The following is a 13,034-nucleotide window of genomic DNA, read 5'->3' as shown; positions in this document are numbered from 1 at the left end:
TCAGGCCATTCCGAAGTTGTTGTCCAGCAGGTCGAACAGTTCGTCGGCGCTGGCCGAACCGATCGCGTCGGTGTCCGCCGGGCCGGTGTCGGGCGCCGTGCGCCGGGCCCAGGTCCGTACGAGGTCCTGGAGGCGCGCGCCGAGCTCGTCGGCGCCCTGGGCGCGGGGGTCGGCGGAGGTCAGGGCCGCCTCCAGCGCCCGGAGTTCGGCGAGCGCGGGCACGGCCGGTCCGGGACGGGCGCACAACCCGTCGTACAGGTGGTCGGCGAGGGCGGTGGGGGTGGGATGGTCGAACACCACGGTCGCGGCGACGGGGACGCCGGTCGCCGTGCGCAGCCGGTTGCGGAAGGACACGGCGAGCATGGAGTCGAACCCGACGGCGGAGAACGCCTGGTCGGCGGGGACGGCCTGGCGGCCGGTGTGGCCGAGGACCGCGGCGGCGTGGTCGCGGACCAGGTCGAGCAGCAGACTGCGTCGCGCGGGTTCGTCCAACGGTTCGAGCCGGCGGGCGAGTTCGGCGGCCGCGTCGTCCTCGTCGTCCCGCGTGGCGTCGCCCGGGGCGGAGGCCGCCTCGGGCAGTTCGCCGAGCAGCCGCAGCGCGCGGGGGTCGGGCACGGCGGCCACGACGCGGTCCCAGCGGACGTCGGCGAGGATCGCGGCGGGTTCGTCGTGGTCCAGCGACTGCTGCAGGGCGGCGAGGACCGTGTCCGCGTCCAGGGGGCGCTCCACCGCGTCGGATCCGGCGGGCGCGGGTTCCTGGCCCCCGAGGGCGAGGGTGACGCAGCGGTTGCCCCGGTCGCGGCGGTCGCGGGCGAGTGCTTCGAGGGCGGCGTAGGCGCTGGTGGCGGCCCCCCGCCGGGCGGCTCCCCAGACACCGCTGAGCGGGAAGATCACGGCGAGGGCGACGGTGTCCGGTGCGGGGTGGCCGTCGAGCAGCGCGTCGAGGTCGGCCACCGGGCCGAGGACGGACCGCAGGGCGCCCGCCAGGTCCTCGGGGGTGAGTTCGGCGAGGGAGGCGCCGGGGTCGTGGGCGCGGGCGAGGTGGACGGCGACGGTCACGGACGCTCCGCCGGGCAGGGCGGCCTGGGCGTCCGGGCCGTCGGGCACGGTCAACTCGGCGCCCAGTTCGGCGAGTTCGTCGCGCAGGGCGGCCACGGCCTCCTGGTCCGCGCTCCGGTCCCCGGCCAGGACGACCTGACGGGCGCCGCGCCGGGCCAGCCAGCGGGCGATGTCCGCGCCCAGCGTCCCGGTGTCGCCGGTGATCAGGGCGGTGCCTCCGGCCGGCGCCCGGTCGCGGACCGCCGAGGCGTCGGGGGCCGGGGCGTGGACGAGTCGGCGCACATGGCCGCCGGCCTGCCGTACGGCGAGGTGGTCCTCCTCGTGGCCGCCCGCGAGGAAGGCGGCGAGTCGGCGCACCTCGTCCGGGCCGGGGTGCGGCGGCAGGTCGGCGATGCCGCCCCAGCGCCGGGGCTGCTCCAGGCCGACGACCCGGCCGAGCCCCCACAGCTGGGCCCCGCCCGGACGGGTGAGCCGCTCGTCGGGGTGGACGGCGACCGCGCCGCCGGTCACGCACCACAGCGGGGCGTCGATCCCCAAGGTGTCCAGGGCCTTGAGCAGTTCGAGGGTGGCGGCGGTCCCGGCGAGCACCGGGGCCCCTTCCGCCGCCGCACGCTCGTCCAGGGCCAGCAGCGACAGCACGCCGGAGACCGGCCGGGCCGCGTCCGCGACGGCGTCGGTGACGTCCTGCGCCGTACGGGCCGCGTCGCCCGCGTCGACGGTGACGGTACGGGCTCGCGCGCCGCCGAGTCGCAGCGCGTCCTGGCACGCGCCGACGAGCGGGGCGTCGGTGTGCTGCTTCGGTACGACGAGAAGCCAGTCGCCGTCGAGCGGCGCGGCGGGCGGGTCGGCCACCGGCTGCCAGCGGACCCGATAGCCGAGGGACCGCACGGCGTCCCGGTCGAGCCGGGCGCGACGCCAGCCGGACAGCACCGGCAGCACCTCGCGCAGCGCCGGGGCGAAGCCCTCCGGTGTCGCGTCGGCGTCGGCGCCGAGGGCGGCGGCCAGCCCGGCCGGGTCGCCGCTGTCCACGGCCGCCCAGAAGCGCTCCTGTGCGGCGGCGCCGCCCGCGCCGGTCGCCGGGGCGGCGGTCCGGCCCGGGGTGGGCAGCCAGAACCGGGTCCGCTGGAAGGCGTAGGTGGGCAAGGGGACGGGTCGGGCGCCGGGCACGGCCTCGGCCACGACGTCCGGCCAGGCCACCTTGGCTCCGGTGGTCCAGGCCTCGGCGAGCGAGGCGAGGAACCGGGCGGGGTCGCCGTCGTCGCGGCGCAGCGTCCCGACGGTGGTGACGGTCCGGCCCGCCCGTTCGGCGGTTCCCTCGACTCCGGCGGTGAGCACGGGGTGCGGGCTCGTCTCGACGAAGAGGTCGAATCCGGCGTCGAGCAGCCGTGCGGTGGCCCGTGCGAACTCGACGGGTTCGCGCAGGTTCCGGTACCAGTAGTCCGCCGTCAGCAGCGATCCGTCGAGGGGTTCGCCGGTGACCGTGGAGTACAGCGGTGTTGTGCCCGTGCGGGGCGTCACGTCGGCCAGGGCGGCGAGCAGGTCGTCGCGGATCCGGGCCACCTGGGCCGAGTGGGCCGCGTAGTCGACCGGGATGCTCCGGGCCCTTACGCCGTCCCTCTCGCAGGCCGCGAGGAGGTCCGTCAGCGCGTCCGGCCGACCGGCCACCACCACCGCGTCGGGGCCGTTCACGGCGGCCACGCAGACATGCTCGCCGTGGGGTGCCAGGAGAGCGCGGGCCCGGTCCTCGGAGACGGCGAGGGACACCATGCCGCCGGCCCCGGCCAGCGCCACGAGGGCCCGGCTGCGCAGGGCGACGACCTTGGCCCCATCCTCCAGGGACAGCGCCCCCGCCACCACGGCGGCCGCGATCTCCCCCTGGCTGTGCCCGACCACCGCCGACGGCTCCACACCGTACGACCGCCACAGCGCGGCCAACGACACCATCACCGCCCACAACGCGGGCTGCACCACATCCACCCGCTCCAGCGACGGCGCACCGGTCTCACCTCGCAGCACACCGGTCAACGACCAGTCCACATACGGCGACAGCGCCCGCTCGCACTGCGCCAGCCGCTCGGCGAAGACCGGAGACGCATCCAGCAGACCCGACCCCATCCCCGCCCACTGCGACCCCTGACCGGGAAAGACGAAGACGGTACGGCCGCCACTGCGGGCCTGGCCCTCGACGGCTCCGGACGCGGCCGACCGGTCCGCCAGGGCGGCCAGCGCGTCCAGCAGTTCAGGGCGGCCGCTGCCGACGAGGACGGCCCGGTGCGGGAGGGCGGACCTGGTGGTCGCCAGCGCGTGGGCGACGTCGGCCGGCCGTAGTTCCGGACGGTCGGTGAGGTGGGCGTGCAGCCGCGCGGCCTGGTGGCGCAGGGCCGGTTGCGAGCGGGCGGACAGGAGCCAGGGCAGCGCGGGCGACGAGGGGGCCTCGGGCCGGTCGCCGGTGTCCTGAGCGGCGGTCGGCGGCGCCGGGACGGCGGGCTCCGGGGGCGCCTCCTCCAGGACCACGTGGGCGTTGGTGCCGCTCATGCCGAACGCCGAGACTCCGGCGCGCCGGGGGCGGCCGGGGGCCGTCCAGGGGCGGGCCCGGTCGAGGAGCCGGACGGCGCCACCGGACCAGTCGACCCGGGAGGTGGGGTCGTCGGCGTGCAGGGTCCTGGGCAGCGTGCCGTGCCCCATGGCCAGGACGGTCTTCATCAGTCCCGCGACGCCCGCCGCGGCCTGGGTGTGGCCGAGGTTGGACTTCAGCGAGCCCAGCCAGAGCGGCCGGTCCGCCGGGCGGCCCTGGCCGTAGGTGGCCAGCAGCGCCTGGGCCTCGACCGGGTCGCCGAGGACGGTGCCGGTGCCGTGCGCCTCGACCATGTCGACGTCGGCCGTGGTCAGGCGGGCGTGGGCGAGCGCCTCGCGGATCACCCGCTGCTGGGCGAGGCCGTTGGGGGCGGTGAGGCCGTTGCTGGCGCCGTCCTGGTTGACCGCCGTACCACGGACCAGGGCGAGCACGGGGTGGCCGAGGCGCCGGGCGTCGGACAGCCGCTCGACCAGGATCATGCCGGCGCCCTCGCCCCAGCCGGTGCCGTCGGCGCCGTCGGCGAACGAGCGGCAGTGGCCGTCGGGCGAGAGCCCGCCCTGCTTGCTGAACTCCACGAACACGTCCGGGGCGGCCATCACGGCGGCGCCGCCGACGAGCGCGAAGGAGCAGTCACCGGCGCGCAGCGCCTGACCGGCCAGGTGCAGGGCGACCAGTGAGGAGGAGCAGGCCGTGTCGAGGGTGACGGCCGGGCCCTCGATGCCGAGCGTGTACGCGATCCGGCCGGAGGCCACGCTGGTGACGTTGCCGCTCAGCAGATGCCCTTCGACGCCGTCCGACGACGTGCCCGGCCCGGTGCCGTAGCCCTGGGAGGCCACGCCGACGAAGACGCCGCCGCGGCTGCCGCGGACCGACAGCGGGTCGATCCCGGCGCGTTCGAGGACCTCCCAGGAGGTCTCCAGGAGGAGCCGCTGCTGCGGATCCATGGCCAACGCCTCACGGGGCGAGATCCCGAAGAAGCCGGCGTCGAAGTCGCCCGCCCCGTCGAGGAATCCGCCGCCGGAGCTGTAGAAGGTGCCCGGCCGGTCCGGGTCGGGGTCGTACAGGGAGTCCAGGTCCCAGCCCCGGTCGGTGGGGAAGGCGCCGATGGCGTCCACCTCGTCGGCCACCAGCCGCCACAGGTCCTCCGGGGCGCGCACGCCCCCGGGGAAGCGGCAGGCCATCGCGACCACGGCGAGCGGGTCGTCGGCGGGATCGGTGGCCCGCGGGGCCGGGGGTGCGGTGGTGTCCGGGCCGGCGGCGGGCCGTGCGGCGCCCGTGAGGCCCTCGCGGATGTGCCGGGCGAGGCCGGTCGCCGTGGGGTGGTCGAAGAGGCCGGTGACCGGCAGGCGGAAGCCGGTGGCGGCGACGAGCCGGTTGCGCAGCTCGACGGCCGTGATGGAGTCGAAGCCGATGTCGCGCAGCGGGCGTTCGGGGTCGACCCCCTCGGCCGACCCGTGGCCGAGGATCGCGGCCGCCTCGGTGGTGATCAGTTCGACGAGGAGCCGGTCGCCCTCCGCGTCGGGGAGGGCCGTCAGCCGGTCGCGCCACCGGGCGGCATGGTCCTCGGGTATGGCCGTGCCGGCCGCGGGCCCGCGCTCGAAGGGTTCGGCGGCCCCGGCCGCCCCGGCGGTCTCGGGCAGTGCGCCCAGGAACTTGCTGGGGCGTCCGGAGGTGAAGACGGGGACGAACCGCCGCCAGTCCACGTCGGCGACGACGACCTCGGTGCGTCCCGTGTCCAGCGCCTGGCGGAGTGCGGTCAGCGCCGATTCGGGCCGCAGGCCGACGAGGCCGTGCCGGCGCAGTCCGGCGCCGGCGTCGCCGTCGGCCATGCCGGTGCCCTCCCAGGGGCCCCACGCGACGGAGAGCGCGGTGCGCCCGTGGGCCCTGCGCCGGGCGGCGAGGGCGTCCAGGTGCGCGTTGGCGGCGGCGTACGCGGCCTGGCCGCCGCTGCCCCAGGTGCCCGCGATGGAGGAGAACAGGACGAAGGCGTCGAGCGGTTCGTCGGCGAGGAGTGCGTCGAGGTGGTCGGCTCCGTCGGCCTTGGCGGCCAGTTCGGCGTGCAGTCGTGCGGGGGTGCACTGCTCGGTGGGGGTGTCGGAGACGGTGCCCGCGGCGTGGAAGACCGCGCGCGGTGTGTCCCCGGCCGCCCGCAGCCGCTCGACGAGCGCCGCCGTCGCGTCCCGGTCGGCGAGGTCGCAGGCGGCCACGGTGACCCGGGCCCCCGCCTGCTCCAACTCGGCGACGAGCGCCGCCGCGCCGGGGGCGGCCGTTCCCTGCCGGCCGGCCAGCACGAGGTGCCCGGCCCCCTCCCGGGCCAGCCAGCGGGCGAGGTGCCGGCCGATCCCGCCGGTGCCGCCGGTGACCAGCACGGTTCCCCGAGGGCGCCAGCCGGTGAGGGCCGGTACGGCGCCGGGGGTGGCGTCGTCACCGGAGGTGACTTGGTCGCCCGGGGCCGGGACGCCCGCCGCAGCGGCTGTCAGCCGTCGGCCGAGCAGGCCGGACGGGCGGATCGCGATCTGGTCCTCCCCGGCGAGCCCGTCCCTCGCGCCGTCGCCGTGTCCGGCGTCGACGCCGTCCGCTCCCCGCAGGCACGCGCACAGTCCGCGCAGGGCGGCGGGGTCGAGCCGTTCGGGGAGGTCGACCAGGCCGCCCCAGCGGTCGGGGTGTTCCAGGGCGGCGACCCTGCCGAGTCCCCACACCCGGGCCTGGGCGGGCGACGGCGGCGTGTCCTGGCCCGCCCCGACCGCGCCGGACGTGACGCACCACAGCCGGGCGCGGCTGCCGGTGTCGCCGAGGGCCTGGAGCAGGGTCAGGGTGAGGGCGAGCCCCGCGCCGAGCGGCGCGTGGTCCGGGTGCGGAAGGTCGGTCAGGGCCAGCAGGGACAACACACCGGTGGCCCCGGCGGGGAGTTGTCCGGCCAGCTCCGCGCGCCCGGTGCCGGCACCGATCCGGACGACGGTCGTCTCGGCGCCGTGCTCCGCGAGGGCTCGTTCCACGGCGGCGGCCGTCTCCGTGACCGCCGGGTCGTCCGGCACCGCGAGGAGCCACGGGCCGGACAACCGGATGCGGGCGGGCAGGACGAGCGGCTGCCATACGACGCGGTAGTGGTGCCGGGCGGCGGCCGACTCCTGGTCCCGGCGCGCACGCCAGGCGGACAGCGCGGGCAGTACGTCACCGAGCGGCGCCCGCTCGTCGAGTCCCAGCAGCGAGGCGACCGAGGTTGCGTCGGCCGTGCCGACCAGGTCCCAGAAGGCGTCCGAGCCCGTGGTGGCGGCGTCCGCTTCCTTCCCCGGGGCCGGGCGCGGCCAGAACCGTTCGTGCTGGAAGGGGTAGGTGGGCAGGTCGACATGCGGGGCGGTGGTGTCCCCGTGCCCGGCGGTCCAGTCGACGGCGACCGCCCGGACGTGCAGGCGGGCGAGGGCAGCGACGACCGAGGCCGCCTCCGGCTGTCCCTTGGGCAGCAGCGGGACCGCCGCCACGCCGGGCCCGTCCTCCGGCAGACAGGCCGGCACCAGGGCGGAGAGCACGCCGCCCGGCCCGGCCTCCAGGAACGTCGTCGCGCCCTCGGCGGCCAGCCGTCGTACGCCGTCCATGAACCGCACCGCACCGCGCACGTGCCGCACCCAGTACTCCGGGGAGCACAACTCGGAGGCGGAGGCGGGCTCACCGGTCAGGTTGGAGATCACGGGGATACGGGGCTCGGCGTACGACAGGCCCTCGGCCACCTCGCGGAAGGCGTCGAGCATGCCGTCCATCCGGGCGGAGTGGAAGGCGTGGCTCACGGTGAGCCGCCGGGTCCGGCGCCCCTGGCGGCGGAACTCCTCGGCCGCGCCCAGGACGGCGTCCTCGTCACCGCTGATGACGGTGGCCGCCGGTCCGTTGACGGCCGCGATGGCGACCGTGCCGTCGGCTGCCTCTCCGAGGCGGCCGAGTTCGCCGAGCACTCGGAGCACTTCGTCCTCGCCGGCCTCGACCGCCACCATGGCGCCGCCGCCGGGCAGTTCGTCCATCAGACGGCCGCGGGCGGCCACCAGGGCGCAGGCGTCGGGCAGGTCCAGCACCCCGGCGACGTGCGCGGCGGCGAGTTCGCCGACCGAGTGGCCGATGAGCAGGTCCGGGACGACTCCCCAGTGGTCCAGCAGTCGGAACAGCGCCACCTCCAGCGCGAACAGCGCGGGCTGGGTGTACCGGGTGCGGTGCAGCAGCGGGGCCCGCTCGTCGCCCTCGGCGGCGAACAGGATGTCGCGCAGCGGCAGGTCGAGGTGGGCGGCGAAGTGGGCGAGCACGTCGTCCAGCGCGTCGGCGAACACCGGCTCGTCGCGGTACAGCGCGGCTCCGGCGGCGGCCCGCTGGCTTCCCTGGCCGGGGAAGAGCAGCACGGTACGCCCGGGTGCCGCCAGACCGGTGATCAGCTCCGGGTCGGACATCCCGGCGGCCAGGGCCCCGAGCGCGCGGCGCGCGGCCGTCTCGTCGCCCCCGGGCACGGCGGCCCGGTGCTCCAGCGCGGCCCGTCCGCGTACGAGGGCCAGGGCCACGTCGGGCAGCGGGGGGCCGGTGTCGAGGCGGGCGAGCAGTCGGGCGGCCTGGGCGCGCAGCGCCGCGGGCGTCCGGGCGGACAGGAGCAGCGGCAGCGTCCGGGCCGGGGACGGTCGCGTCCGCCCCTCGCCGCCGGTCGCGGTCTCCTCGGCCGTGCCCTCCGCCGCGCCCGCGTCGGGTGCCTGTTCCACGATCACGTGTGCGTTGGTTCCGCTGATGCCGAACGAGGAGACGCCGGCGCGGCGCGGGCGTCCGGTCCGGGGCCACGGGGTGGGCTCGCCGAGGAGCCGCAGGCCCGCCGTGTCCCAGTCGATGTGGGTGCTGGGTTCGTCGGCGTGCAGGGTCCGGGGCAGTTCGCCGTGGCGGAGGGCGAGCACCATCTTGATGACGCCCGCGACGCCGGCGGCGGCCTGGGTGTGGCCGATGTTGGACTTGACCGAGCCCAGCCACAGCGGCTCGTCGGCGGTCCGTCCGGCGCCGTACACGGCCTGGAGGGCCTGGGCCTCGATGGGGTCGCCGAGCCGGGTGCCGGTGCCGTGCGCCTCCACGGCGTCGATCTCCGCGGCCGTGAGGCGGGCGTCGGTGAGCGCGGCCCGGATGACGCGCTGCTGGGCCGGCCCGCTGGGCGCGGTCAGGCCGTTGCTGGCGCCGTCCTGGTTGACGGCGGTGCCGCTGAGCAGCGCGAGCACCCGGTGGCCGTGGCGGCGGGCGTCCGAGAGGCGTTCCAGGAGGAGCATGCCGACGCCCTCGGCCCAGCCCGTGCCGTCGGCGCCGGCCGCGAACGCCTTGCAGCGGCCGTCCGGGGCCAGTCCGCGCTGGCGGCTGAACTCGACGAACAGCTTGGGTGTGGTCATGAGGGTGACACCCCCGGCGAGGGCCTGCGCGCACTCCCCCCGGCGCAGGGCCTGGGCCGCCAGGTGCAGGGTCACCAGCGAGGAGGAACACGCGGTGTCCACGGTCAGCGCGGGCCCGTCGAGGCCCAGTTCGTACGAGATCCGGCCCGACATCACGCTGGCGGTGTTGCCCGTCATGACGTGGCCCTCGGACACGCCGGGCGCGCCGTCGAGGACGCCGGGGTAGTCCTGGCCGTTGGTGCCGACGAACACGCCGACCGGGCGGCCGCGCAGTGCGGTCGGGTCGATACCGGCGTGTTCGACGGTCTCCCAGCAGGTCTCCAGGAGCAGTCGCTGCTGCGGGTCCATGGCCAGGGCCTCGCGGGGCGAGATCCCGAAGAAGGCGGCGTCGAAGCCGCCGGCGCCGTGGAGGAATCCGCCGCGCCGGCTGTAGGTGGTGCCGGGCCGGTCCGGGTCGGGGTCGTAGAGCCGGTCGGTGTCCCAGCCCCGGTCCGGCGGCCAGTCGGCGATGACGTCCCGTCCCTCGGTGAGCAGCTGCCAGAAGGCGTCCGGGCCGTGGACGGCGCCGGGGAAGCGGCAGCCGATGCCGATGATCGCGATCGGGTCCTCGTCGACGGCGGCCGTTGTTCCGGGGAGGGGCGCGCCGGCCTCCTCGGCCGGCGGGTCCGACGGGGCGAGTTCGGCGAGGAGATGGGCGGCGAGTGCCTGCGGTGTGGGGTGGTCGAAGAGCAGGGTGGTGGGCAGCCGCAGTCCGGTGGCCGTGCCGAGCCGGTTGCGCAGTTCCACGGCGGTGAGGGAGTCGAAGCCGAGTTCGGCGAAGGCCCGGCCGGGGGCGATGTCGGTGGCCGCGCCGTGGCGCAGCACCGTCGCGGCGTGGGTGCGCACGAGGTCGGTGATGTGGCGGGACCGTTCGGCGGCGGGGAGCGCGGCGAGCCGCCCGCGGACCTGCCCGTCCTGCTCGGCGGGTTCGGCCGGTGCCGGGGTCCGCGCGCCGGCGGCATCGGGCAGGCTGCTCAGCAGTGCCGTGGAGCGCAGCCCGACGGCCTCGCTGAAGCGCTGCCAGTCCACGTCGGCGACGACGCAGAGTTCGTCGTGGTCCGCGAGGGCGGCGGTCATGGCCCGGACGGCCGCCCGGGGTTCCATGGGGGTGATGCCGAGGCGGCGGAGGCGGTCGGCGATCCGGTCGTCGACCATGCCGCCGCCGGCCCAGGCGCCCCAGGCGAGTGAGGTGCCGGGCAGTCCGGCGGCCCGGCGTTCGGCGACGAGGGCGTCGAGCGCGGCGTTGGCGGCGGCGTAGTTGCCCTGGCCGGCGCTGCCGAGGACGCCCATGAAGGAGGAGAACACGACGAAGTCGGTGAGGCCGATGCCGTCGGTGACCTCGTGCAGGGTGCGGGCGGCGGTGACCTTGACGCGCATCAGGGTGGCGAGGCGGGCCGGGTCGAGGGCGTCGAGGGTGCCGTCGTCGAGGACCCCGGCGGCGTGCACGACCGTGGTGAGCGGCTCCTCCTCGGGGATCGCGGCGACCACCGCCGTCAGCTGCGCGCGATCGGCTACGTCGCAGGCGGCGACGGTCACCCGTGCGCCGAGCGCGGCGAGTTCGGCGCGCAGTTCGTCCGCGCCGGGGGCGTCGGGTCCCCGGCGGCTGAGCAGCAGCAGGTGGGCCGCTCCCCGCTCGGCGAGTTCGCGGGCGACCTGGGCCCCGACTCCGCCGGTGCCGCCGGTGACGAGCACGGTGCCGCTCGGGCTGTGGCGGGCCCCGGCCCCGCGGCCGGGACCGACCGGGAGCAGCCGGCGGCCGTAGACGCCGGAGGAGCGCACGGCGACCTGGTCCTCGTCGGTGACGGCGGCCAGGACCGCGCCGAGCCGGTCCCCGGCCCGCTCGTCCAGTACGGCGGGCAGGTCGACGAGGCCGCCCCAGTGGCCGGGCCGTTCCAGGGCGACCGTCCGGCCCAGTCCGGCGACCGCGGCCTGCGCACCGGCTCCCGGCCGCTCGCCGCCTCCCACGGCCGCCAGGGCCCGGGTCGCACACCACAGCGGGGCGTCCGTCCCGGTGTCGCCGAGCGCCTGGACGAGGGCGAGGGTCAGGGACAGCCCGGCGGGCACGTCGGGATGGGCCGGGTGCGGGCGCGTCTCCTCGGCCAGCAACGAGAACACGCCGGCCACGGGTTCCGCGCCCGACGCGGCACGCAGGGGGGTCGCCAGGGATTCCCGGTCCTGGTCGGGGGCGGAGACGACGACGGGGACCGGTTCGGCCCCGGCCGCCGTCAGCGCGGCCAGGACATCGGCACCGCTGTCGGCCGCCGGAAGCACCACGAGCCACCGCCCGGACAGCGACGCCCTCGGCGCGAGCGTCAGCGGACGCCACCCCACACGGTGACGCCAGCCGTCGGCGCGCCGCCCCCGCATCCGTTCGGAGCGCCACGCGGAGAGGGCGGGCAGCACCTCGCCCACCGCTTCGGGGGCGACGCCCAGGGTGTCGGCGAGGACCGCGGAGTCCTGGGTCTCGATCTCCCGCCAGAGTCCGTCGTCGGCCGGGGCGGCCAGGTCCGTCGGCCGCGGAGACTCCAGCCAGTAGCGGCGGCGCTGGAACGGATAGGTCGGCAGGTCCACGAGCCGGGCGCCGGTGCCGGCGAGGGCCGGCTTCCAGTCGACGGGGAGCCCGCGTACGAAGGCTTCGCCGAGCGCGTGGTGCAGGCGCCGCAGCCCGCCCTCGTCGCGCCGGAGCGTACCGAGCACGACGGCCTCGCAGCCCGCCTCGTGGACGGTCTCCTCGATGCCCATGGTGAGCACGGGGTGCGGGCTGACCTCGATGAACGCCGTGTACCCGGACTCGGCGAGGGTGCGGACGGCCGGTGCGAAGCCGACGGTGGCCCGCAGGTTGCGGTACCAGTAGTCGGCGTCCATCCCGGCGGTGTCCAGCCAGCCGCCCTCCACGGTGGAGTACAGGGGCACGTGCGCGGCCGTCGGCCGCAGTCCGGCGAGGGCCTCCAGAAGCGTCTCGCGTATCTCCTCCACGTGGGCGCAGTGCGAGGCGTAGTCGACGTCGATACGCCGGGCCCGTACGCCCCGGGCCTCGCAGTGGGCGAGCAGTTCGGCCAGGGCGTCGGGGTCGCCGGACACCACCCCGGCGGAGGGGGCGTTGACGGCGGCGACCGACAGTCCGGGGCGGTCGGCGAGCAGCTCGGTCAGGGAATCGTGCGCGAGGGCCACGGAGACCATGCCGCCGCGTCCGGCCAGCACACCCAGCGCCTGGCTGCGCAGGGCGACGACCCTGGCCCCGTCCTCCAGGGACAGCGCGCCCGCCACGACGGCCGCGGCGATCTCCCCCTGGCTGTGCCCCACGACCGCGTCCGGCACCACGCCGAACGACCGCCACACCTCCGCGAGCGACACCATCACCGCGAACAGCGCCGGCTGCACCATGTCCACCCGGTCCCAGACAGCACCCGAACGGACCGCCTCCAGCAACGACCAGTCCACGAACGGCGCCAGAGCCCGCTCGCACTCCTCCATCCGAGCCGCGAACACCGGCGACTCCTCCAACAACTCCCCGGCCATACCGACCCACTGCGAGCCCTGGCCGGGGAAGACGAAGACGACCGGTCCGGTGGCGGAGACCTCGCCGTGCGCCACATCCGCGCCCGGCGCGCCGTCGGCCAGTGCCGCGAGCCCTTCCTCCCAGGTCCGCCGGTCCCCGCCGACCGCGGCACGGTGGTCGAACAGCGAACGGGACGTCAGTAAGGAGAAGGCGAGGTCGCGGGCGGCGGGCCCGGCGGTGTCCCGAAGCAGGGGCAGCAGGCGACGTGCCTGGTCGCGCAGCGCGTCCGAGGTACGGGCGGATAGCACCAGCGGCACCGGGGAGGTGTCGGGAACGGGGGTCGCTTCCGGTTCCGGGGCGGGGGGCGCTTCCTCCAGGACGAGGTGGGCATTGGTCCCGCTGATCCCGAACGAGGACACCCCCGCACGGCGCGGACGCCCCGCCACCGCCTCCCACTCCCGCTGCTCGGTCA

1 protein-coding gene is annotated in these 13,034 nt (G+C 76.8%); it reads right to left on the bottom strand.

All coding sequences use genetic code 11. The features are described from left to right. Positions 1-13,034: type I polyketide synthase (locus ACFU5F_RS25855; RefSeq protein ID WP_383891711.1), on the bottom strand; the 13,034-nt coding region annotated here is incomplete at its 5' end.

The sequence above is a fragment of the Streptomyces sp. NPDC057438 genome, from assembly GCF_042802995.1.
Classification (GTDB): domain Bacteria; phylum Actinomycetota; class Actinomycetes; order Streptomycetales; family Streptomycetaceae; genus Streptomyces.
The sequence above is the reverse complement of the archived record's forward strand: the minus strand, read 5'-3'. Positions and strand labels throughout refer to the sequence as shown.